Here is a 23,927-nt window from a genome sequence, read left to right on the forward strand (position 1 = left end):
AAGTGAAGGCTGGACTGGACGCTACTGGCGCCCCTCAGGCGGGAACATCGGGCACCAACTGCATTTTCAGCAAGGTGATGTGATCCTTCAATTGCAATTTGCGCTTTTTCAGGCGGCGCAGCTGCAGCTCGTCATGGTGGCCATCGAGTATCAGCAACTCGATGACGGCATCGAGGTCACGGTGTTCCACGTTGAGTTCAATCAGGCGCCGCTCTATTTGCTGTGCATCGCTCATGTGTTGCGTTCCAGGCAGTGTTGGTAACAATGTTGCTAAACCGGCGCGCGCAGCGTACGCAGGCAGCCATAGTGCATAGTTTAACCTGCCGCGCGCGTTAGGGCACGCCATTTCCGGCATGCCCTAACGCGGCGGGCTTATTTGACCGGCGGCACCGGCACGGCAGCAGCCGGCGTGCCGGCAGCGGCGGCCGCCTTGGCGGCCTTGGCCTGCGCTTCGGCCTGGCGCTCGGCCAGGCGTTGCGCCACGCGTTTCTGGCGCGCCACTGCGTCAGCCTGTTTTTTCGCATAGGCTGCTTCGCGGGCCGCGCGGCGCGGCGCCTCGGCCGCATCGTCGGCGGCTTGTTTCGCCACCTTCGCCGCTTGCTCAGCCTCGCGCTCGGCAACGCTCTTGCCTTGCGGCTTGGGCGGAGCAGGATCGGGCGTGACCACTTTCACGGGCTTGGGCACGGCCGCGGCCCGCTGCTCGGCGTCGAGGCGCGCGCTTTCCTGCGTCCTGGCCAGGTCGATATCGCGCAGGCGCACGGACTCGGCGCGCTTGAAATAATTCGCTTCCGCGTCGATGGCGCGCAGGCGCACGAGGATCAGGCGGCGCTTTTCCTTGGCCTTGTCGAGGCAATTATTCACGAAAAACTTGTTGTAGCACTCGACTTCGCGCGCGGCAAACTCGTTTTCCGCCGCTTCGCGCTCGCTGGCCGACTGCTTCAGCTTGGCGTCCGCCTCTTCCACGGACAAGGTGGCGGGCACCTGCGGTGCGCCGACCTCATCCAACGCCGCGGCCCCCTGGTGCGCGCAGGCGGACAACGCCAGGACCAGGCCCAGCGCCGCACCCAGCTTGTATAGTGTATTTGCCATCATGTTCCTTATCCCTGCCTCAAACGATCGCGTCGGCCGCGCCGCGCTGTTCTTTTTCCATGTATTCGCGCGATTGCATCTCGATGATACGCGAAACGGTACGGTGAAACTCGTTGGCCAGCATGCCGTTCGTGTACAGCTGGTCCGGCGCCACTTCGGCCGACATGATCAGCTTCACCTTCTGGTCGTAAAACACGTCGATCAGCCACGTAAAGCGGCGCGCCTCGGACGACTGCGCCGCCGACATGGCCGGTATGCCGGACAATATCACCGTATGGAAGCGGCTGGCGATTTCCAGGTAATCATTTTGCGAGCGGGGGCCGCCGCACAGGGTGGCGAAATCGAACCAGATGATGCCGCCGGCTCGGCGCAGGCAGTGGATTTCGCGGCTCTCGATGCGGATGCGCCCGTCTTCGTCGGCCGTCTCGGCGATGCGCGTGTAGGCGTCGCGCAGGGCCCGGTCCGTGTCCGCGCCCAGCGGGGTATAGTAGCTTTCCACCTGTTCCAGCGCGCGGCCGCGGTAATCGACGCCCGCGTCGACGTTCATCACGTCGAGCTTGTCCTTCAGCAGCGCGATGGTCGGCAGCATGCGGTCGCGGTGCAGGCCGTCCGGATACAGCAGGTCGGGGTCGTAATTCGAGGTCATGATGAAGGACACGCCATTGGCGAACAGGGCCGACAGCAGGTTGTACAGGATCATCGCGTCGGCGATGTCGGAGACGTGGAATTCATCGAAACAGATGAGGCGGTATTTCTTGGCGATGCGCTTGGCCACCTCGTCGAGCGGGTCGGCCACGCCCTTCAATTCGTCGAGCTGCTGGTGCACGCCGCGCATGAATTCGTGGAAGTGCAATCGCGTCTTGCGCACCAGGGGCACGACCGAGTAAAAACTATCCATCAGGAACGATTTGCCGCGCCCCACCCCACCCCACATGTACACGCCTTTCGGCACGGCGGGACGGTTCAGCAGGCGCTTGAAGGTACTCGAGCGCTGGCCCTTGTAGGCCACCCACTCGTCATAGCACAGCTGCAGGCGGTCGACCGCGCGCCGCTGGGCGGCATCGGCCTTGAAATCACGCTTCTGCAACGCGTGCTGGTAGAACTCTTCTACGTTCATGGGATTCGCTTTAACGCACAAGGGCGCCGGCGGAAAAAATCCGCGAGCGCCCCTGCTGGACTAACTACAATTAAAAGTTCAAGGTACGCTTGTCAACCGCCAGTGCCGCTTCCTTGGTCGCTTCGGACAGCGATGGGTGAGCGTGGCAGATGCGCGCGATGTCTTCGGCCGAGGCCTTGAATTCCATCGCCACGACGGCTTCGGAAATCAGTTCGGACGCCATCGGGCCGACGATGTGCACGCCGAGGATTTCATCGGTCGTCGCATCGGCCAGGAATTTCACCATGCCCGAGGTGTCGCCCAGCGCGCGCGCACGGCCGTTGGCCATGAACGGGAAGGTGCCGGCCTTGTAGGCGATGCCTTCGGCCTTCAGGGTTTGCTCGGTCTTGCCGACCCACGCGATTTCCGGCGAGGTGTAGATCACCCAAGGAATCGTGTTGAAGTTGGTGTGGCCATGCTGGCCGGCGATACGCTCGGCCACGGCAACGCCTTCTTCTTCGGCCTTGTGCGCCAGCATCGGGCCGCGCACGACGTCGCCCACTGCCCAGACGTTCGGCAGGTTGGTCTTGCAGTCGCCGTCGACGGCGATGAAGCCGCGCTCGTCCAGCTGCAGGCCGACCTTGTCGGCACCCAGGCCGTTCGTGTTCGGCGTGCGGCCGATCGAGATGATCAGCTTGTCGAACACGGCTTTTTGCGCTTCGCCCTTGGCGTCCACGAATTCCACGGTGACGTCTTTCTTGCCCGGCGTGATCGCACCGATCTTGCAGCCGAGGTTGATCTTCAAGCCTTGCTTGGTGAACAGCTTGGACGCTTCCTTGGCGATCTGCTCGTCGACGGCGCCCAGGAAGACCGGCAGGCCTTCCAGCACGGTGACGTCGGAACCCAGGCGGCGCCAGACGCTGCCCATTTCCAGGCCGATCACGCCGGCACCGATGACGCCCAGCTTGGCGGGTACGGCGTCGATGGCCAGTGCGCCCGTGTTCGACAGGATCAGTTTCTCGTCGAATGGTGCGCCCGGCAGTTCGCGCGCGTTCGAGCCCGTGGCGATGACCACGTGCTTGGCGCTCAGGGTTTCGTTGGCTTCGCCCGTCACGCTGATCTCGTACGTGCCAGCGGCGGCGGCAGCGAAAGCGGCGCGGCCGTGGAAGAAGGCGATCTTGTTCTTCTTGAACAGATACAGGATGCCGTCGTTGTTTTGCTTGACGACGGTGTCCTTGCGCTTGAGCATCTGGCCCAGGTTCAGCTTCAGGCCGGCGACGTCGATGCCGTGCTCGGCGAAGCTGTGGCCCGCGTGTTCGAAATGCTCGGACGATTGCAGCAGCGCTTTCGACGGGATGCAGCCGACGTTGGTGCAGGTACCGCCAGGCGCGGCGCCGCCCTTGGCGTTCGACCACTCGTCGACGCAAGCGACGGAAAAGCCCAGCTGCGCTGCGCGGATGGCGGCGATGTAGCCGCCAGGGCCCGCACCGATGACAACTACGTCAAATTGTTTAGTACTCATGTTTTGTTATTCCAATCTCTTCGTCTGGTACGAAAATCCACAATAGAAGGTAAATCACCACGCCGAAGCCGAAGGTCAATGTAAACAGGACGAAGACGAGGCGCCAGATCCACGCTTCCATGCCGGAAGCGCGGCCCAGGCCGCCGCAGACGCCGCCCAGCCAGCGGTCGTTGCGCGAGCGGCGCAGGCGGTTGAATTCCTGCACCAGGTCGTTCGACGGGCCGGAGGCGGCGCCAGCGCCGGACGTGCTGTCCGGCTTGTCCAGGTTGATATTGCTCAGGAGCTTGGCTTTCGCTTGCGCGAATTCCGCGTCGCTCAGGGCGCCCGCCAGGTGCAACTCGTGCAGACGCTTGATTTCTTCAGAGACGTTCATGGGAATCCTCTTTCATTGAGATCAGCCAGCTGCGTCTTCTGGCAAGGGGTATCAGCTACATTGCCCCGGCGGCTAAGCCGGGGGACTACAGTGCTTACAGGTCCAGCAGCAGGCGTGCAGGATCTTCCAGCGCTTCTTTCATCGCCACCAGGCCCAGGACGGCTTCGCGGCCGTCGATGATGCGGTGGTCGTAGGACATGGCCAGGTAGTTCATCGGACGCACCACGATCTGGCCGTTTTCGACAACGGCACGGTCCTTGGTCGCATGCACGCCCAGGATGGCCGATTGCGGCGGGTTGATGATCGGGGTCGACAGCATGGAGCCGAAGGTGCCGCCGTTCGAGATCGAGAACGTGCCGCCCGTCAGGTCGTCCAGGGTCAGCTTGCCTTCCTTGGCTTTCGCGCCGAATTCGCCGATTTTCTTCTCGATGTCGGCGATCGACAGCTGGTCCGCGTTGCGGATGATCGGCACGACCAGGCCGCGCGGCGAACCGACGGCGATGCCGATGTCGAAGTAGCCGTGGTAGACGATGTCGTTGCCGTCAACGGAGGCATTGATGATCGGGTACTTTTTCAGGGCGGCGACGGCGGCCTTGACGAAGAAGGACATGAAGCCCAGCTTGACGCCGTGCTCTTTCTCGAACTTGTCCTTGTACTTGTTGCGCAGGTCGATGACCGGCTGCATGTTCACTTCGTTGAACGTGGTCAGGATGGCGTTCGTCGATTGCGATTGCAGCAGGCGCTCGGCGATACGCGCGCGCAGGCGGCTCATCGGCACGCGCTCTTCCGGGCGGTCGCCCAGGCTGGCGGCCGACGGCGTGGCAACTTGCTGCAGCGCTGGCTTGGCAGCGGCTGGCGCCAGCGGCGCGACAGCTGGCTTGGCGGAAGCGGCCAGGGCGTCGCCCTTGGTCACGCGGCCGTCCTTGCCCGAACCGGCGACGTCGCCGGCGGACAGGCCTTTTTCGGACAGTATCTTGGCGGCGGCAGGCATGGCGACATCGCCTTTGGTCGCAGCAGCTGGCGCCGAAGCGCTGGCGGTGTCTTGCGCGGCGGCAGCCAGGGCTGGCGCAGGCACGGCCGACACTTCCATCGGGCTGACCTTGGCCGAACCGTCGGTATCGATGATGGCGATGACTTCGCCGGCAACGACGGTGGCGCCGTTATCCTTGATGATCTGCACGATCACGCCGGCGGCCGGCGCCGGCAGTTCCAGCACCACTTTATCGGTTTCGATGTCGATCATGTTTTCGTCGCGCGCGACTGCTTCGCCGACTTTCTTGTGCCATGCCAGCAGGGTCGCTTCCGCAACCGATTCCGACAACTGGGGAACTTTGACTTCGATTTGTGCCATGTAAAACTCCGTTTATTTTGTTATTGCGGCGCCGCCCCTGCGTAGCAAGGGCGGCGCTCCGTCATCATCTTGATCAGGCGCAATGCGCATCGCACGGCGCCCGTTATCCTTACTTGGTCAGGATAAAACCTTTCAGCTTCGAGAATGCCGTTTCCAGCAGATCTTTTTGCTGGGCGTAGTGCTTGTCATAGTAACCGACAGCAGGCGACGCCGAGGCAGGGCGGCCGGCGTAGGCCAGACGCTGACCCGATTCCAGGCCTTCGAAGATGTTGTGCTGGATCTGGAACCAGGCGCCCTGGTTTTGCGGCTCGTCCTGCGCCCAGACGACTTCGACCAGGTTCGGGAACTTCTTCAGTTCGGCAGCGAACGACTTGTGCGGGAACGGATACAGCTGTTCCAGGCGCACGATGGCCGTGTCGGTCTGGCCGCGGGTCTTGCGTGCGTTGACCAGGTCGTAGTAGACCTTGCCCGAGCAGGCGACCACGCGCTTGACTTTCTTGGCGTCGATTTTGTCGTCGACTTCGCCGATGACGGTCTGGAAACCGCCCTTGGCCAGATCGGTCAGCGGCGAACCGGCATCCTTGTTGCGCAACAGCGACTTCGGCGTCAGGATGACCAGCGGCTTGCGGAACTGGCGCACCATCTGGCGGCGCAGCAAATGGAAGATCTGCGAAGCCGTCGTCGGCTGCACCACTTGCATGTTGTTGTCTGCGCACAGCTGCAGGAAACGCTCTGGACGCGCGGACGAGTGCTCAGGACCCTGGCCTTCGTAACCGTGCGGCAGCATCATCACCAGGCCCGAAGCGCGGCCCCACTTCACTTCGCCGGAGCTGATGAATTGGTCGATCACCACTTGCGCGCCGTTGGCGAAGTCGCCGAACTGGGCTTCCCAGATCGTCAGGGTGTTCGGTTCAGCGGTCGAGTAGCCGTATTCGAAGGCCAGTACGGCTTCTTCGGACAGCACCGAGTCGATGACGGTGAACGGTGCCTGGTTGTCCGACACGTTTTGCAGCGGAATGTAGGTACCCGCATCCCAACGCTCGCGGTTCTGGTCATGCAGCACGGCGTGGCGGTGCACGAAGGTGCCGCGGCCCGCATCCTGGCCCGTCAGGCGGATGGCGTAGCCGGACGATACCAGCGATGCGTAGGCCAGGTGTTCGCCCATGCCCCAGTCCAGGTTCATTTCGCCACGGCCCATGGTGGCGCGGTCGCCCAGGACTTTTTCCACCAGCGAGTGGACCTTGAACTGTTCCGGCACGGTGGTGATGCGCGCGGCCAGGCGCTTCAGTTCCGTCATCGGCACGGCCGTGTCGGCCGAATCGGTCCATTTCTTGTTCAGGAACGGCAGCCAGTCGACGGCGTACTTGTTCTTGAAGTTCGAGATGACCGGATCGACGGTGTGCTTGCCGGCGTCCATGGCGTCGCGGAACGCGGCCACCATCTTGTCGCCGCCATCGGCAGGGATCACGCCTTGCGCCACCAGCTTGTCCGCGTACAGCTTGCGGGTGCCTGGGTGCTGGCCGATGCGCTTGTACATCAGCGGCTGCGTCAGTGCTGGCGTATCCTGCTCGTTGTGGCCCAGCTTGCGGTAGCAGATGATGTCGAGGACGATGTCCTTCTTGAATTCCATGCGGTAGTCGAGCGCGATCTGCGTCGCCAGGACCACGGCTTCCGGATCATCGGCGTTGATGTGCAGGACCGGTGCTTCGATCATCTTGACGACGTCCGAGCAGTACAGGGTCGAGCGCGAGTCGCGCGGATCCGAGGTGGTGAAACCGATCTGGTTGTTGATCACGATATGCACCGTGCCGCCCGTGCCGTAGCCGCGGGTCTGCGCCAGATTCAGCGTTTCCATGACCACGCCCTGGCCGGCGAAAGCGGCATCGCCGTGCACCAGGATAGGCAGCACTTGCGCGCCGTGCACGTCGCCGCGGCGATCCATGCGGGCCTTGACGGAACCTTCGACCACAGGGTTGACGATTTCCAGGTGCGACGGGTTGAACGCCAGCGACAGGTGGACCGGGCCGCCCGCGGTGGAGATGTCCGACGAGAAGCCTTGATGGTATTTCACGTCGCCGGCAGGCAGGTCGTCGCCATGCTTGCCTTCGAATTCTTCGAACAGCTCCTGCGGCGCCTTGCCCAGGGTGTTCACCAGCACGTTCAGGCGGCCGCGGTGGGCCATGCCGATGACGATTTCCTGCACGCCTTTTTCGCCGGCGCGCTGGATGGTTTCATCCATCGAGGCGATGAAGGTTTCGCCGCCTTCCAGGGAGAAGCGCTTCTGGCCCACGTAGCGGGTGTGCAGATAGCGTTCCAGGCCTTCCGCCGCGGTGAGGCGGTCGAGGATGTGGATTTTTTTCTCTGGGGTGAAATTCGGGGTGGAGCGGATCGATTCCAGTTTCTCCTGCAGCCAGCGCTTTTCGGCCGGATCGGAGATGTACATGAATTCGGCGCCGATCGAACGCGTGTAGGTATCGCGCAGATAGTTCAGCAGATCGCGCAGGGTGGCGGTCTCGGGGCCAAAATAGGTATTGCTGATGTTGAACACGGTGTCCATGTCCGCGTCGGTGAAACCGTAGAAGCTCGGCTCCAGTTCCGGGATCATCGGACGTTCCTGGCGTTGCAGCGGATCCAGGTTGGCCCAGTGCGAACCGAGGTAGCGGTAAGCGGCGATCAGCTGCGTGGCGGCGACGCGCTTGCGGCCCATTTCAGCATCGAAGGAAGCAGTCACCGTGCGGATCGGACCTGCTTTTGCGCGCTCGGCGAACGAGGCGACGACGGAGGCATGCGCCACGTCAGGCTTGTTGGTGCCGTCGACGGCAGGCACGTGCTGCATGGCGTCGAAGTAGGAACGCCAGTTATCGGGGACCGAGCCTGGATTGTTCAGATACGCCTCGTACAGGTCTTCCACGTACGGAGCATTCCCACCGAACAGGTAGGAGTTGGTCGTTAATTGCTGCATATATTGCTCACCTTTCTTCGCGCTTCGCGAGGAATTAGCGGGTTAATCTAACCTTCCGCGACACGGCCTGACCGGTTAGCGGATTGCACATCAAGTTGTGGGGAAGGGCTTTTTTATTGCACCAGCATTCTGCATACCGTCATTTAGAATAGCACGCGGTATTGTAACGCAACAACTGCATGTTGATTTTATTTGGCAAGCAAATGTAAGCTGTGTTGTTGGTTTTCCCGGGCTTGCCGGCCTTTTACTGTTGCGCTTACGGTACTTCCCTGTCCCGGCCGGCGTGCCGCCTGCGCCCGACTGGTCTACCCGGCACCGGCGCTGCCGCGATGGCGGCCAGCCAATCGGCATCGCCGGCAAACCACTCCACCAGGAAGTCGAGCATGGTGCGCAGCAGCGGCGACATGTGCTGGCGCGAAGTGTAGACACCATAGATGCCCATGTCCTGCGGCTGGTAGGCGGGCAGCAGTTCCACCAGTTGCCCGCTGGCGATCAGCGGCGCGGCCGAATAGCGCGGCTGCATGGCGATGCCCGCCCCCGCCACCGTGGCCACCAGCAGGACCAGCGACTCATTCGCCGACAAACGGCCGCTGACGGGGACAGTGAGCGCTTCCCCGTCATGCGTAAATTGCCACAGGCTCTTGCCGAAATACGTATAGGTCAGGCAATTGTGCAGGGCCAGATCTTGCGCCCGGCGCGGCGTGCCGTGCGCCGCCAGGTACGATGGTGCGGCGCACACCACCGAGGCGCAGCTGGCCAGCTGGCGCGCGATCAGGTTCGGTTCGAGCGCGTTCGTGATGCGGATCGCCAGGTCGATGCGCTGTTCCACCAGGTTGACGGCGCGGTTCTCCATCTGCAGGTCGACGGCGGCGCGCGGGTAGCGCCGCAGGTAAGCGGTCACTGCGCCAGCGAGCGCCGTCTGCGCCAAGGATTGCGAACAGGTGATGCGCAGCAAGCCATGCGGCGTGTCGAGGCCTTCGGGCGAGGTGACAGCCATGGCGCCGGCCACGTCCAGCATCTGCCGGCAGCGCGCCAGGGTGGCCTCGCCCGCATCCGTCAGGCTCAAACGGCGCGTGGTGCGATGCAGCAGACGCGCCCCCGCCCACTGCTCCATCTCGGCCAGGTAGCGCGTCACCATGGCACGCGACATGTCGAGCGCCTCGCTGGCGGCCACCATGCTGCCACGCTCGGCGATGGCGACGAATACTTGTGCGGCGGTGATGCGGTCCATGCGTACTCCCTTGATTCATCCGATCCATGCAACTAAGTATTGCAATCTACCCTATTTGTCGCGCCTGGTCGAAAGGATAATATGCGACATGAGCATCTAATGCAGAAAGAATAATATGTTTGCACGCGCCGCCCGCCCCGCACGCACGCTGGAAACCTTCCAACTGGATGTGCTGGGCCGCGCGCCGTCCACTTCGCTGCTGCTGAGCGGCGTGGCCGACGCCATCCTCGTCAATGCCCAGTTCCTGCGCGACGATGCGGCGCAGTTAGCGCACACCATCGCCGCCAGCGGCAAGCGCCTGACCACCATCTATATCAGCGCGGCCGAACCGCAAGCGTACTTCGGCCTGGGCGTGCTGCGGCAAGCCTTTCCGCAAGCCCTCATCCTGGCCAGCGGCGCGACGGTCGAGGCGATCCGCCGCCAGGCCGGCGCCAGGGTCGCCCACTGGGGCGGCATCCTCAAGCACAATGCGCCGCGCTGCATCGTCATGCCGCACATTCACGAAGGCGCCAGCCTGCAACTCGAAGGCGGCAGCGTTTGCCTGCGGTCGCTGCTGGCGGCGCTCGACTGAGTCATGCTTCTTCCGCGCGCATAAAAAAACGGGCCGAAGCCCGTTTTTTTGTTTGCTCGATACCGCTCTGGATTAACGCTTGTCCAGTGGCAGCACTTCACGCGTGGTCGAACCGACGAACAGCTGGCGCGGACGGCCGATCTTTTGCTCTGGGTCGGCGATCATTTCGTTCCACTGGGCGATCCAGCCGATCGTACGGGCCATAGCGAAGATACCGGTGAACAGCGACACAGGAATGCCCAGCGCCGATTGCACGATGCCCGAGTAGAAGTCGACGTTCGGGTACAGTTTGCGCGACACGAAGTATTCGTCGTTCAGTGCAATCTTTTCCAGCTCCATCGCCAGCTTGAACAGCGGATCGTCTTGCAGACCCAGTTCTTGCAGCACTTCGTAGCAGGTTTCACGCATCAGCTTGGCGCGTGGATCGAAGTTCTTGTACACGCGGTGGCCAAAGCCCATCAGCTTGACGCCCGAGTTCTTGTCCTTGACTTGCGCGATGAAGGCAGGGATGTTCTCGACGGTGCCGATTTCTTTCAGCATGTTCAGTGCCGCTTCGTTGGCGCCGCCGTGGGCAGGGCCCCACAGGCAGGCGATACCGGCAGCGATACAGGCGAACGGGTTGGCGCCCGACGAACCGGCCAGACGGACGGTCGACGTCGATGCGTTCTGCTCGTGGTCCGCGTGCAGGATCAGGATGCGGTCCAGGGCGCGTACCAGCACGTCGTTGACCTTGTACTCTTCGCACGGGTTGGCGAACATCATGTGCATGAAGTTGGCGCTGTACGACAGGTCGTTGCGTGGGTACACGAACGGCTGGCCGACCGAGTACTTGTAGGTCATGGCGACCAGGGTCGGCATCTTGGCGATCAGGCGGATGGCCGACACTTCGCGGTGACGCGGGTCGTTGATGTCCAGCGAGTCATGGTAGAACGATGCCAGCGCGCCGACGGTGCCCACCAGGACCGACATCGGATGCGCGTCGCGGCGGAAGCCGCGGAAGAAGAATTGCATCTGTTCGTGCACCATCGTGTGCTTGGTGACGGTGTCGACGAACTTGGCTTTCTGCGCCGCGTTCGGCAGTTCGCCGTTCAGCAGCAGGTAGCACGATTCCATGAAGTCGGCGTTGACGGCCAACTGTTCGATCGGGTAACCACGGTACAGCAGTTCGCCCTTGTCGCCGTCGATGTAGGTGATCGACGAGTTGCAGGCGGCCGTCGACATAAAGCCTGGGTCGTAGGTGAACTTGCCGCTACCGGCGTACAGTTTGCGGATGTCGATGACGTCCGGGCCAACCGTGCCTTTGTAGATTGGAAATTCAAGCGATGGGCTGCCATCGGAGAACGACAGGGTAGCTTTTGTGTCAGAGATATTCATGGGCTCTTCCTTCTCGGGAGTGAGTCGAAATTAAAATCAAAAATTCTGGCTGCAATTCGCACCGCATTCGGCAGTGCTACAGCGCGCCACTCGCACCGTTTGCAATATATCGCCCAGGCGTCTAGGCAATGCGCAGTCGTTGCAGCAGTGCGCGCACATGCGGCAGATCGACTTCGCCTTCCGGCTCTTTACGGGCCAGTACCAGATCCATTAACGCATTGTCCGACAAATCCAGCAAACGCGTCAGCGCGTCAACTTCTTCATCGGTCAATTCGGTTTCATACGCATCGAGAAAACGGGTCAGGATAATGTCGTTTTCCAGCAGGCCACGGCGTGAACGCCAGCGCAGGCGGGCGCGGTTGGCCGGGTCGGCCTGATGCGAGGACAAAATTGATTCTGTCATTTGGTTTACCACTTTACGTGTGCCTTGCGGCACGGTGCTGCTTTGCAGGCGCCGCCTGCAGGCAAGAGAGGATACCCTCTTCCGGCAAACGGCGCCCGGCGGACGCGATCAGGAGGATCAGATCGCGCGGCGGACCATCAATTCCTTGATCTTGCCGATCGCCTTGTTCGGGTTCAAGCCTTTCGGGCAGACGTCGACGCAGTTCATGATCGAATGGCAGCGGAACAGGCGGTACGGGTCTTCCAGGTTGTCCAGACGCGCACCGGTGGCTTCGTCGCGCGAATCGGCGATGAAGCGGTAGGCTTGCAGCAGGCCGGCCGGGCCGACGAACTTGTCCGGATTCCACCAGAACGACGGGCAGGACGTGGAGCAGCATGCGCACAGGATGCACTCGTACAGGCCATCGAGTTCTTCGCGCTGTTCCGGCGACTGCAGGCGTTCTTTTTCAGGCGGGATCGAATCGTTGATCAGGAACGGCTTGATCGAATCGTACTGCTTGAAGAATTGCGTCATGTCGACGATCAGGTCGCGGATGACCGGCAAGCCTGGCAACGGACGCAGCACGATAGGCTCCGACAGTTCGTTCAGGTTGGTGGTGCATGCCAGGCCGTTCTTGCCGTTGATGTTCATCGCGTCCGAACCGCACACGCCTTCGCGGCACGAGCGGCGCAGGGCCAGCGAGTCATCGACGTCCGCCTTGATGCGCTGCAGTGCGTCGAGCAGCATCTTGTCGGTGTCTTTCAGTTCGACCGTCAGGTCTTGCATGTACGGCTTGGCATCCTGGTCAGGATCGTAGCGGTAGATTTTGAATTTGAGAGTGCGTGCCATGGTATAGCCTTAGAAAGTACGTGGTTTCGGTTTGAAGGTATCAACCGTCAGCGGCTTGGTCACGACCGGCTTGTATTCCAGTCGGTTGCCTTCCGAATACCACAGAGTGTGCTTCATCCAGTTCTCGTCGTCGCGTTGCGGATGGTCGTCCTGGGCGTGCGCGCCGCGCGATTCCTTGCGGGCCGCCGCCGAAACGATGGTCGCTTTCGCCGTCTCGATCAGGTTGTCCAGCTCCAGCGCTTCCACGCGGGCCGTGTTGAAGACCATCGATTTATCCTTGAAGGAGACGTGCTTGCGGCGCTCGTCGAGCTTCATGATTTCTTCGACGCCCTTGTTCAGCATCTCGTCGGTACGGAACACGCCGCAGTACTTCTGCATCGTTGCGCGGATGTCGTTCGCCACGCCCTGCACGGTTTCCGTGCCGGTCGAGTTTTCCAGGCGCTGCAGACGGCCCATGGCGAAATCGGCAGCATCGGCTGGCAAAGGCTTGTTTTCCTTGGCTTTCAGGCCGCTGTTGACGATGTGGTTGCCGGCCGCGCGGCCGAAGACCACCAGGTCGAGCAGCGAGTTCGTGCCCAGGCGGTTGGCGCCGTGCACGGAAACGCAGGCGCATTCGCCGATCGCGTACAGGCCGTTGACGACCTTGGCCGAATTATCCGGACCGGTCGGCGTGACGACCTGGCCGTGGATGTTCGTCGGGATGCCACCCATCTGGTAGTGAATCGTCGGCACGACAGGAATCGGTTCCTTGGTGGCGTCGACGTTGGCGAACTTGTGGCCGATTTCCAGGATCGACGGCAGGCGCTTGGCGATGGTGTCGGCGCCGATATGGCGCAGGTCCAGCATCACGTGGTCCTTGTTAGGACCGCAGCCGCGGCCTTCCTTGATTTCCTGGTCCATCGAACGCGAGACGAAGTCGCGCGGCGCCAGATCCTTCAGGGTCGGCGCATAGCGCTCCATGAAGCGTTCGCCTTCGCTATTGATCAGGATGCCGCCTTCGCCGCGCACGCCTTCGGTGATCAGTACGCCCGCGCCGGCCACGCCGGTCGGGTGGAACTGCCAGAATTCCATGTCCTGCAGCGGCAGGCCGGCGCGTGCCGCCATGCCCATGCCGTCGCCCGTGTTGATGAAGGCGTTGGTCGACGCAGCAAAGATGCGGCCTGCGCCGCCCGTTGCCATGACCGTCGTCTTTGCTTCCAGGATCATGCATTCGCCGGTTTCCATTTCCAGCGCAACAACACCGATCACGTCGCCTTCGGCGTCACGGATCAGGTCGAGTGCCATCCATTCGACGAAGAAGTGCGTACGGGCGCGCACGTTGCGCTGGTACAGGGTGTGCAACAGGGCGTGACCGGTACGGTCGGCTGCCGCGCAGGCGCGCTGCACCGGCTTTTCGCCGAAGTGGGCCGTGTGGCCGCCGAACGGACGCTGATAGATGGTGCCGTCAGGGTTGCGGTCGAACGGCATGCCGAAGTGTTCCAGTTCGTACACGACCTTCGGTGCTTCGCGGCACATGAATTCGATGGCATCCTGGTCGCCCAGATAGTCGCCGCCCTTGACGGTGTCGAACATGTGCCAGAACCAGTTGTCTTCAGCCATGTTGCCGAGCGACGCGCCGATGCCGCCCTGCGCTGCCACGGTGTGCGAGCGGGTCGGGAAGACTTTCGACAGAACTGCGACGTTCAGGCCGGCTTCAGCCAGCTGCAACGACGCACGCATGCCGGAACCGCCGGCGCCAACGATGACCGCATCAAAGCGGCGGGTAGGGATTGCAGATTTATATGCTGCCACGATTACACACTCCAGAGTATCTGTACCGTCCAGCCGGCACAAGCGATCAACCACAGCATGGTGGCAATTTGCAGGGTCAGACGGAGGCCAGCGCTTTTCACGTAGTCCATCCAGATGTCGCGTACGCCGACCCATGCGTGGTAGAACAGGGCGACGAAGGTCACCAGGCTGAACAATTTAAACCACTGCTGTGCGAACAGACCGGCCCAGCCTTCATAGCTGAAGTTGCTGCCGGTCAGGAAAGAAATAAGCAGGATGGCCACATAAGCCACCATGACGATGGCGGTGACGCGTTGCGCCAGCCAGTCGCGCAAGCCGTAATGGGCACCGACGACGAGGCGTTTCGGTCCGATATTATTGTCTGCCATGTTTAAAATACTCCAAACAGTTTCAAAGCGACCAAGGCCGTCAACACCAGGCTCACGACCAGCACGGACGACGCGGTCTTGCGTGCCGAATCTTTTTCGATGGCAACGTGCACATCCATGAACAGGTGGCGGATACCGGCGCAGAAGTGGTGCAGGAAGGCCCAGACCAGACCCAGGGTGATCAGCTTGACGAACCAGTGCGAGGCGATGCCCTGGAAGTAGGCGTAGGACATTTCGGAACGCAGGCTCAGTTCCAGCATGTACAAGATGCATGGCAGCAAGGCGAAAATGATGAAACCGCTGATACGATGCAGGATCGAGACGATGGCGCCGACAGCCATGCGGTAGTTCGACAATTCGGTAACATGAATGTTACGGAATTGCGGCCGTTCTTTTTTTGGTACTTCTCTTACGGCTTCAGACATAACAAAAACCTCCCCTTTGAATTTCAACTAAATATTGAAGCCGCGATTTTCGCCGATTTTCGCAACCCATACCAATATCTATTGTCACATATAACCAAAATGGTTTTTTACTACAAAATACCGCGCTACTTTCCGTAGTTCACGTAATTTAATTACAGAATCGCCGGCAAAACACGGCCCGCCGGGGCGGGCCATGCTGTCGCTGCGCTTTCCGTTGTCTCCGTTGCCCGCCTTGCGGCAGGCATCTTGCAAGCGATGCACTTCAGCCTTGCCGCTTGTCCGGGCGCCCACGGGCACCCCGCCGCTTCAGCTGAGTTCATTCTGATAATGATGGCGACTGGTCAGGTATAAGCCCCGGCGCAGTTCGACGGGCTTGTCGCCGTAGGTAAACGACACGCGCTCGGAACTGAGCAAGGGCGTGCCGAGATCGATATTCAACAGTTGCGCGGCGCCCGCGTCGGCGCACACGGCGCGGATCTGCTCGGACGCGCGGATCATGCGCGTGCCGAACTCCGTCTCGAACAGGCCGTACATGGGGCCCTTGTATTCCACCAGGCGCTCGGCCGTCAGGCCCTTGAAGATCAGGCCGGGCAGCCACAGCTCCTCGACGATGGTCGGCACGCCGTCGAAATACTGCACGCGCTTGATGAAGATGACGGCGTCGCCGGACTTCAGATCCATCAGGCGCGCCACGTCGGCCGGCGCGCGCACGCGCTTGACTTCGATGAATTTGCTTTCGGGGTAATGCGGCACGCCTTCGTCCGGCACCAGGCGCAGGAAGCGGAAATGCGCGCGCGCCTCATGATGGGTGGACACGAAGGTGCCCTTGCCCTGGCGGCGCATGACGAGGTTCTCGGCAGCCAGCTCATCGATGGCCTTGCGCACCGTGCCCTGGCTGACCTTGAAGCGCCCCGCCAGCTCGACTTCGCTGGGAATCAGCTCGCCCGGCTTCCATTCGCCCGATTGCAGGCTCTGCGTGATGAGCGCCTTGATCTGCTGATACAGGGGACTGAAGGTGGGCGAAGCATTCGCGGCAGGCGCGGCAGTGGTATTCACGCTGGCGACGGGGGCGGCGGTGCTGGCCGCGGCGGCAACGGGCGTGGCCGGGGTGCCCGCGGTCGGACTGACCGCCCCGCTTGCAGCAGTGGCATTGTTGGTCAGATTGGACGAGGCGGAATTCATAGTCCGACATTTCAACACAAATCACCGCCCGCGTCCAGTAAAACACACGCAGTTATCTGTCTTATATAAGACATAAGATATGATTGACAGATAGGGATCGGAGGCCTACACTGCCTTCGATAAAACTTGTGAGCCAGCGTTTTATGTTGTCGGCCAGCCACTCTGGCCTCGTGCAGCACAAGCGTGACGGCGGCGTACACCAGCAATTCGGTGGCGCGGGCCGGTTTTGGTATCATTATAGTTTTTCCGGATAAGCGTAAGCCCAGCTTCAAGCCCGTTTTCTTTCCCATTTTTGGAGATTCATCATGGCTAAAACCCCAATGCGTGTTGCAGTGACCGGCGCCGCCGGCCAGATCGGCTACGCCCTGTTGTTCCGCATCGCCAATGGCGACATGCTCGGCAAAGACCAGCCTGTCATCTTGCAACTGCTTGAAATCCCGGACGAAAAAGCCCAGAAGGCGCTCAAGGGCGTGATGATGGAAATCGACGACTGCGCCTTCCCGCTGCTGACGGAAATGACCGCCCACTCCGACCCGCTGACCGCATTCAAGGATGTCGACGTGGCCGTCCTGGTTGGCGCGCGTCCACGCGGCCCAGGCATGGAACGCAAGGACCTGCTGGAAGCGAACGCCCAGATCTTCACGGTGCAAGGCAAGGCGCTCGACGCCGTCGCTTCGCGCAACGTCAAAGTGCTGGTGGTCGGCAACCCTGCCAACACCAACGCCTACATCGCCATGAAATCGGCGCCATCGCTGCCGGCGAAAAACTTCACCGCCATGCTGCGCCTGGACCACAACCGCGCGCTGTCGCAAGTCGCTGCCAAGACCGGCACCGCCGTAAAAGACATCGAGAAGCTGACCGTCTGGGGCAACCACTCGCCAACCATGTACGCCGACTACCGCTTCGCCACCGTCAACGGCAAGGCTGTGAAAGACCTGATCAACGACCAGGAATGGAACGCCAACGTGTTCCTGCCGACCGTCGGCAAGCGCGGCGCGGCCATCATCGAAGCGCGCGGCCTGTCGTCGGCAGCGTCGGCAGCGAACGCCGCCATCGACCACATCCATGACTGGATGCTGGGCACGAACGGCAAGTGGACCACCATGGGCGTGCCTTCCGATGGCTCGTACGGCATCCCTGAAGGCACCGTGTTCGGCTTCCCGGTCACCACCGACAACGGTGAGTACACCATCGTTCAAGGTCTGGAAATCGATGCATTCTCGCAAGAGCGCATCAACCTGACCCTGAAGGAACTGACCGAAGAGCGCGAAGGCGTGAAACACCTGCTGGCCTAAGTCCAGTTTTGGCGGCGCGGCAATGCGCCGCCCGCCAAAGAAGGCCGCTCCGCGAGATTCGCGGCGCGGCTGTTTTCTCAAGTAGTTTTTACCTGCAGAAATGCCTTAAGCATGCACCCTTCCGAGGTTTTATTCCAAGGCAAACGCCAGCCGCTGTTGCTCGCCGCTTGCGACCACTACGCCGGCTCCGAAAAGCTGATGCGTAAATCGATTGCTTTGCAACAAGAGCTTGGCCCCCTGTTCGACATCACGTTCGACTGCGAAGACGGCGCCAGCGCCGGCAATGAAGAATCCCACGCCCTGATGATCGCCGGCCTGCTGGCCAGCGACGACAACCAGTTCAACCGCATCGGCGTGCGCGTGCACGACGTCGACAGCCCGTTTTTCGCGCGCGACGTGGAAATCATCTGCACCGCCGCATCGCGCCTGGCCTATATCGCCGTGCCCAAGGTGGGCGGCGTGCAGGACGCCATGCTGGCCATCGACCTGATCAACCTGCACGCGCGCCGCGCCGGCCGCGACAACCTGCCCGTGCATATCCTGATCGAAACGCACGGCGCGCTGCGCGACGCCTATGCGATCGCCGCCCTGCCCCAGGTCGAATGCCTGTCCTTCGGCATCATGGATTTCGTCTCGGCCCACTACGGCGCCATTCCCGCCGCCGCCATGCGCACGCCGGGCCAGTTCACGCACCCGCTGGTGGTGCGCGCCAAGCTCGAAGTGGCCGCCGCCTGCCATGCGCACGGCAAGGTGCCGTCGCATAACGTGACGACCGATGTGCGCGATTCGGCCGTGGTGGCGAACGACGCCCAGCGCGCTACGGCCGAGTTCGGCTACACGCGCATGTGGAGCATCCACCCGGACCAGATCAAGCCCATCATCAAGGCCTTCACGCCGCGTCTGTCCGAAGTCAACGAGGCCAGCAACATCCTGAATGAAGCGCTGCGCGCCAACTGGGGACCGATTGCGCAAAATGGCCGCTTGCACGACCGCGCCAGCTACCGATATTATTGGACCGTTTTGCAACGCGCCAAACTGGCGGGCCTCGGCCTGCCCGAGGCGGCCGCTGCATTACTCAACGCCCCCTCTTCCAGCACCACTGAAAACTGACAGGAATTACACGATGTCCCTCTCCAAATTAGCCATTGCCTGCAGCGTCGCGCTGGGCGCCATGACCCTCACGCTGGCGCCGGCCAGCTTCGCTGCCACGGCAGAGGCAAATCCCAAGGCAGTCAAGGCCAAGCCAAAGGCCAAGGCCAAGACCACCAAGGCCAAACCCGCCGCCAAGGAAGCGCATCCGCTGGCCATGTCGGTCGCCGACAAGGAAGAGTCCGATGAGCCGGACACCGCCGGCTCGGCCTCCACCGATTTCAATTGTGAACTTGGTAATAAAATTACCATCTACACCAATGCTACTGACGACAAACACATCGCCCTGCGCTGGAAGAAGCGCCTGCACCGCCTGAGCCGCGTTGGCACCACCACCGGCGCCAACCGCTTCGAGAACCGCTTGTATGGTCTCGTCTGGATCGGCATCCCGGCCAAAGGCATGCTGCTCGATTCCAAGCAGGGCCGCCAGCTGGCCAATGAATGCAAGGATGCGGAGCAAGCCAAGCCGGCGGCCGTGGTGGAAGCCGCGCCATCGCTGGGCGTGCTGCCGGCGACCGGCGGCTGATGTGCGTAGCAAGGGCCTCTTCGGGGGCTCAGTCATGTTTTGTAATTTGAATAATCAATAAGACGATACCCAACAAGGAGAGGTCATGTCCCGCAACACTCTGAACACGCTCAAGGACTTTAATATTTCGGATAGCAAGAAGGGCAAGCTGTACTCCCTGCCTGCGCTGGAAAAAAGCCTGGGCATCAATGTCTCCCGCCTGCCGGTGTCGATTCGTATCGTGCTCGAATCGGTATTGCGCAACTGCGACGGCAAAAAAGTCACCGAAGAACACGTCAAGCAATTGGCGAGCTGGGGCCCGACCGCCGAGCGCACCGACGAGATCCCGTTCGTAGTGGCGCGCGTCGTGCTGCAAGACTTCACCGGCGTACCTTTGCTGGCCGACCTGGCCGCCATGCGCAACGTGGCCGCCAAGATGGGCATCAACGCCAAGAAGATCGAACCGCTGGTGCCGGTCGACCTGGTGGTCGACCACTCGGTCACCATCGACCACTACCGCGAAAAGAAGGCGCTGGACCTGAACATGAAGCTGGAATTCTCGCGTAACAACGAGCGTTACCAGTTCATGAAATGGGGCATGCAGGCATTCGACACCTTCGGCGTCGTGCCACCAGGCTTCGGCATCGTCCACCAGGTCAACCTGGAATACCTGGCGCGCGGCGTGCACCACGCAGGCAAGAAAGCCGGCGACGTGTACTACCCTGACACCCTGGTCGGCACCGACTCGCACACCACCATGATCAACGGCATCGGCGTGGTCGGCTGGGGCGTGGGCGGCATCGAGGCGGAAGCCGGCATGCTGGGCCAGCCGGTCTACTTCCTGACGCCGGACGTCATCGGCGTCAACCTGTCCGGCGCGCTGCGCGAAGGCTGCACTGCCACCGACCTGGTCCTGACCATCACCGAATTGCTGCGCAAAGAAAAAGTCGTCGGCAAGTTCGTCGAATTCTTCGGCGAAGGCACCGAATCGCTGACCCTGACGGACCGCGCGACGATCGCCAACATGGCACCGGAATACGGCGCGACCATGGGCTTCTTCCCGGTCGACGAAGCGACCATCGACTACTTCAAGGGCACCGGCCGCAGCAAGGCTGAAATCGCCGCGTTCGAAGGCTACTTCAAGGCGCAGAACCTGTTCGGCGTGCCGAAAGCGGGCGACATCGACTACACCCGCGTGGTGGAACTGGACCTGGCATCGGTTGCGCCATCGCTGGCCGGCCCGAAACGCCCGCAAGACCGTATCGAAATCGGCAACGTCAAGGCCAACTTCGCCGAGCTGTTCGCCAAGCCAACGACCGAAAACGGCTTCAACAAGAACCCGGCCGACCTGGCTGCCGTGTACGAAACGACGAACGGCGTGAAAGTGTCGAACGGCGACGTGCTGATCGCCGCGATCACCTCGTGCACCAACACCTCGAACCCGAGCGTGATGCTGGCTGCCGGCCTGCTGGCCAAGAAAGCCGTGGAAGCGGGCCTGAAGGTCGCGCCGCACATCAAGACCTCGCTGGCTCCCGGCTCGCGCGTCGTCACCGAATACCTGACCGCCGCCGGCCTGCTGCCGTACCTGGAAAAGCTGGGCTTCGGCGTGACCGCCTACGGCTGCACCACCTGTATCGGCAATGCGGGCGACCTGACGCCCGAGCTGAACGCAGCGATTGCCACGCACGACATCGTCGCGTCGGCCGTGCTGTCGGGCAACCGCAACTTCGAAGCGCGCATTCACCCGAACATCCGCTCGAACTTCCTCGCTTCGCCACCGCTGGTCGTCGCCTACGCCATCGCCGGCAACATGACGCGCGACCTGATGACGGAACCAGTCGGCAAGGGCAAGGGCGGCAAGGACGTCTACCTGGGCGACATCTGGCCGACCTCGGCTGAAGTGTCGGCCATGATGAAGTTCGCCATGAACGCCAAGGTGTTCAAGGACAACTACGCCGACGTCAAGGGCGCGCCAGGCAAGCTGTGGGAAAAAGTCACGACCGTGTCCGGTCAAGTCTACAACTGGCCGAAATCGACCTACATCGCGGAACCGCCGTTCTTCGACAACTTCTCGATGACGCCAGCGGCAGTGGCCACCGGCATCGAAGGCGCGCGCGCACTGGGCGTGTTCGGCGATTCCATCACCACCGACCACATCTCGCCAGCCGGCTCGATCCAGGAAAACGGTCCTGCAGGCAAGTGGCTGAAGGAAAACGGCGTCCTGAAAGCGGACTTCAACTCCTACGGCTCGCGCCGCGGCAACCATGAAATCATGATGCGCGGCACGTTCGCCAACGTGCGCATCAAGAACCGCATGATCCCTGCCAAGGCAGACGGTTCGGCGGTCGAAGGCGGCATCACGATCCACCAGCCTTCCGGCGAACAGATGTCGATCTACGACGCAGCGATGAAATATGTTGCTGAAGGCACGCCAACCATGGTCTTCGGCGGCGAAGAGTACGGCACGGGCTCGTCGCGCGACTGGGCAGCCAAGGGCACCCAACTGCTGGGCGTGAAAGCCGTGATCACCCGTTCGTTCGAGCGCATCCACCGTTCGAACCTGGTGGGCATGGGCGTGCTGCCGCTGCAATTCATCGGCGACGACAGCGTGCAGACGCTGGGCATCACCGGCAATGAAACCTTCGACCTGAAAGGCCTCGAAGGCGAAATCAAGCCACAGCAACTGGCTACCCTGGTGATCCACCGCGCCGACGGCAGCAGCCAGGAAGTCAAGGTCCTGCTGCGCATCGATACGCCGATCGAAGTCGATTACTACAAGCACGGCGGTATCCTGCCATTCGTGCTGCGTCAACTGCTGGCCGAGTAATCAGCCCAGCCGTGAGGTAAGATAAAAGCGCCGGTTCCGACCGGCGCTTTTTTTTGCCCCCATGCCCCGTTCTGACTTGAAATTTCGACTATTGGCATGATCTGAGGACAGCTTATGTATTGCGTGCGGCTGAATCCTCTACAATACGGTTATAAGGGTTTATCATTGTTTGACTGATCCATTTTTTTCACTTTCCGAGACTCTTATCCCGCTATGCGTCGTCCTTCCAAAGATTCATCCCATAAACTGACTGCCGACAGCCAGCGCCTGGTCACCTTTGCCCAGGCGATCGTACAGGCAGCCAGCCGTCTCGAAGAGCGGTCCTGGGAACACAGCCTGGATACGCAGCTCCAGAAATTACTCAAAACCGGCCACCAGGACACCATCGACAACACCCTGGGCAGCCTGTTCAAGGAAGACTTGAACGCCTACGACGTGCTGATGGACTGCGTTGAAGCCGTCAGCGAATCGACCGTCGTCACGCATGAAGACGTGCGCTACGACGCCCTGCTGGTGGCCGTGCCCATCCTCGCGTGGACGCGCTTTTCCATCGCCTCCGGCCCCATGGCCGGCGATGCGCACGGCGTGCTGTCGGCGCATTTCGCCGCCCACCTGCTGGCCGACGGCACGAAGATGGCCATGGCGCCCACCCTGTACTCGATCGACCAGTTGCCGCGCAGCCACGTCGAAACCTATGCCAAGACGCAGAAACTGGCCCTGGCCGCCCTGAAGGGCACGGCCGTCAAGCCGTCCAGCAAAGAGGCGGAAACGGCGCCTTTCCTGGCCGACACGCGCTACCTGCTGGTGGCCGTGGTCGCGCCTGCCGGCGCACCGTTGTTCCGCTGGCAGACGCCTTCGAGCCAGCTCGACTTCATCGCCGAGCGCAGCGCCGCCCTGGAACAATGGCGCACGCAGGCGACGCCGACCATCGCCCGCCTGCTGCCCGGCTGCGGCCTGGAATTGCTGCTGCCGGAAGCATATTATGTGGCGTGCCGCGAAGCGGACAAGCTGATACGCCCCGTCTCCGTGCGCGCGGCCGTGCACTACCTGACGCATACGCTGGCCATCGAGCCGTCGGAACTGCGCGCCGTCATCGCGGGCTTCGGCGAGGAAGCGGCCGACGGCCAGGTGGACGAGTACCGCATCGCCTTCACCCTGCGCCAGGCGCCGGACGTCATCTACGGCATCGTCTGGCCCCTGTACGGCCAGGAAGACGAGGATGGCACGCCGATCGAAGGCCTGATCCAGGTCGGCATCGCCGCGCTGGACAAGCAAAAGACGCCCGTCGATGAAATTATCGAGCACCTGAACGCCGCCGGCGTGACGCAGATCAAGCGCCACGCGGAACGCTTCGTCGGAGAGTACTGCGACGACTGCGGCGCGCCCCTGTTTGCCGACCCGGTCGGCGAGCTGGCGCATGCGGAAATGCCGGAAGATACGCCGCAGGGTACCGAGCATTTCCATTGATCTGATGACACACTCTTCAAACCTACTGCGCAGCCCGCTCTCGGGTCGGCGTTACTCGCTGTACCTTTAGTACAGCTGCGTTACTCAACCCGATATCGGGCTTGCTCGCTACGGTTTG

General features: G+C 61.8%; 21 protein-coding genes. 6 read left to right on the forward strand and 15 right to left on the reverse strand.

What is annotated here, in order from left to right; all coding sequences use genetic code 11:
* Window positions 1-34 precede the first annotated feature (34 nt).
* From AC07VH_RS10430 to AC07VH_RS10465, 8 genes are all read right to left on the reverse strand, one after another.
* The gene (locus AC07VH_RS10430) at window positions 35-235 is read right to left on the reverse strand and encodes a YdcH family protein (protein WP_034752051.1); all 201 of its coding nucleotides are present in this window, start codon (window positions 233-235) and stop codon (window positions 35-37) included.
* Between the two features lie 137 nt (window positions 236-372).
* Complete coding sequence (locus AC07VH_RS10435; protein ID WP_475415480.1) at window positions 373-1,092, reverse strand: hypothetical protein; 720 nt, start codon at window positions 1,090-1,092, stop codon at window positions 373-375.
* A 16-nt stretch (window positions 1,093-1,108) separates the two neighbouring features.
* Window positions 1,109-2,206: a cell division protein ZapE gene (gene zapE, locus AC07VH_RS10440; protein ID WP_494787407.1), complete on the reverse strand. Its 1,098-nt coding sequence runs from the start codon at window positions 2,204-2,206 to the stop codon at window positions 1,109-1,111.
* Window positions 2,207-2,276: 70 nt separating this feature from the next.
* Window positions 2,277-3,707: a dihydrolipoyl dehydrogenase gene (lpdA, locus tag AC07VH_RS10445; RefSeq protein ID WP_099400301.1), complete on the reverse strand. Its 1,431-nt coding sequence runs from the start codon at window positions 3,705-3,707 to the stop codon at window positions 2,277-2,279.
* Window positions 3,697-4,080, reverse strand: coding sequence for a PspC domain-containing protein (locus AC07VH_RS10450; RefSeq protein ID WP_326458843.1), 384 nt, complete (start codon window positions 4,078-4,080; stop codon window positions 3,697-3,699). Before AC07VH_RS10450 ends, lpdA begins: the two co-directional genes overlap by 11 nt.
* 94 nt (window positions 4,081-4,174) lie before the next feature.
* The gene (gene odhB / locus AC07VH_RS10455; RefSeq protein ID WP_070310020.1) at window positions 4,175-5,431 is read right to left on the reverse strand and encodes a 2-oxoglutarate dehydrogenase complex dihydrolipoyllysine-residue succinyltransferase; all 1,257 of its coding nucleotides are present in this window, start codon (window positions 5,429-5,431) and stop codon (window positions 4,175-4,177) included.
* Window positions 5,432-5,540: 109 nt separating this feature from the next.
* Entirely contained in the window at window positions 5,541-8,393 is a 2,853-nt protein-coding gene (locus tag AC07VH_RS10460; RefSeq protein WP_494787408.1) for a 2-oxoglutarate dehydrogenase E1 component, read from the reverse strand.
* Window positions 8,394-8,649: 256 nt separating this feature from the next.
* Window positions 8,650-9,624: a LysR family transcriptional regulator gene (locus tag AC07VH_RS10465; protein WP_489630247.1), complete on the reverse strand. Its 975-nt coding sequence runs from the start codon at window positions 9,622-9,624 to the stop codon at window positions 8,650-8,652.
* 115 nt (window positions 9,625-9,739) lie between these two features.
* Here AC07VH_RS10465 and AC07VH_RS10470 point away from each other — a divergent pair, with 115 nt between their 5' ends.
* Window positions 9,740-10,195 (forward strand): MBL fold metallo-hydrolase, encoded by a 456-nt coding sequence (locus AC07VH_RS10470; protein ID WP_494787409.1) that lies wholly within the window; start codon window positions 9,740-9,742, stop codon window positions 10,193-10,195.
* Between the two features lie 72 nt (window positions 10,196-10,267).
* Here AC07VH_RS10470 and gltA read toward each other — a convergent pair whose 3' ends face one another.
* The 7 genes from gltA to AC07VH_RS10505 form a co-directional block, all read right to left on the reverse strand.
* The gene (gene gltA / locus AC07VH_RS10475) at window positions 10,268-11,569 is read right to left on the reverse strand and encodes a citrate synthase (protein ID WP_034752071.1); all 1,302 of its coding nucleotides are present in this window, start codon (window positions 11,567-11,569) and stop codon (window positions 10,268-10,270) included.
* Window positions 11,570-11,690: 121 nt separating this feature from the next.
* The gene (locus AC07VH_RS10480; protein ID WP_034752073.1) at window positions 11,691-11,972 is read right to left on the reverse strand and encodes an FAD assembly factor SdhE; all 282 of its coding nucleotides are present in this window, start codon (window positions 11,970-11,972) and stop codon (window positions 11,691-11,693) included.
* 117 nt (window positions 11,973-12,089) lie between these two features.
* Window positions 12,090-12,800, reverse strand: coding sequence for a succinate dehydrogenase iron-sulfur subunit (locus tag AC07VH_RS10485; protein WP_034752075.1), 711 nt, complete (start codon window positions 12,798-12,800; stop codon window positions 12,090-12,092).
* A 9-nt stretch (window positions 12,801-12,809) separates the two neighbouring features.
* The gene (sdhA, locus tag AC07VH_RS10490) at window positions 12,810-14,591 is read right to left on the reverse strand and encodes a succinate dehydrogenase flavoprotein subunit (protein WP_099410104.1); all 1,782 of its coding nucleotides are present in this window, start codon (window positions 14,589-14,591) and stop codon (window positions 12,810-12,812) included.
* Window positions 14,592-14,593: 2 nt separating this feature from the next.
* Entirely contained in the window at window positions 14,594-14,959 is a 366-nt protein-coding gene (sdhD, locus tag AC07VH_RS10495; RefSeq protein WP_034752078.1) for a succinate dehydrogenase, hydrophobic membrane anchor protein, read from the reverse strand.
* A gap of 2 nt (window positions 14,960-14,961) precedes the next feature.
* Complete coding sequence (gene sdhC, locus AC07VH_RS10500; RefSeq protein WP_034752080.1) at window positions 14,962-15,384, reverse strand: succinate dehydrogenase, cytochrome b556 subunit; 423 nt, start codon at window positions 15,382-15,384, stop codon at window positions 14,962-14,964.
* Between the two features lie 306 nt (window positions 15,385-15,690).
* Entirely contained in the window at window positions 15,691-16,566 is an 876-nt protein-coding gene (locus tag AC07VH_RS10505) for a GntR family transcriptional regulator (RefSeq protein WP_494787410.1), read from the reverse strand.
* A 305-nt stretch (window positions 16,567-16,871) separates the two neighbouring features.
* On the opposite strand from AC07VH_RS10505, the gene AC07VH_RS10510 reads away from it, so the two are divergent.
* The 5 genes from AC07VH_RS10510 to AC07VH_RS10530 all read left to right on the forward strand — a co-directional run bounded on the left by AC07VH_RS10510 (window position 16,872) and on the right by AC07VH_RS10530 (window position 23,809).
* Window positions 16,872-17,861: a malate dehydrogenase gene (locus AC07VH_RS10510; RefSeq protein WP_070219190.1), complete on the forward strand. Its 990-nt coding sequence runs from the start codon at window positions 16,872-16,874 to the stop codon at window positions 17,859-17,861.
* A gap of 111 nt (window positions 17,862-17,972) precedes the next feature.
* The gene (locus tag AC07VH_RS10515; RefSeq protein ID WP_494787411.1) at window positions 17,973-18,971 is read left to right on the forward strand and encodes an HpcH/HpaI aldolase/citrate lyase family protein; all 999 of its coding nucleotides are present in this window, start codon (window positions 17,973-17,975) and stop codon (window positions 18,969-18,971) included.
* Window positions 18,972-18,984: 13 nt separating this feature from the next.
* Window positions 18,985-19,536 (forward strand): hypothetical protein, encoded by a 552-nt coding sequence (locus AC07VH_RS10520; protein ID WP_326458835.1) that lies wholly within the window; start codon window positions 18,985-18,987, stop codon window positions 19,534-19,536.
* An 85-nt stretch (window positions 19,537-19,621) separates the two neighbouring features.
* A complete protein-coding gene (acnA, locus tag AC07VH_RS10525; protein WP_121670133.1) occupies window positions 19,622-22,342 on the forward strand; it encodes an aconitate hydratase AcnA in 2,721 nt (906 codons plus the stop codon).
* A gap of 213 nt (window positions 22,343-22,555) precedes the next feature.
* Window positions 22,556-23,809, forward strand: a complete 1,254-nt coding sequence (locus AC07VH_RS10530) for a DUF2863 family protein (protein ID WP_475415489.1) — start codon at window positions 22,556-22,558, stop codon at window positions 23,807-23,809.
* Window positions 23,810-23,927: the final 118 nt, after the last annotated feature.

Source organism: Janthinobacterium sp. GW821-FHT03C10 (assembly GCF_059420865.1).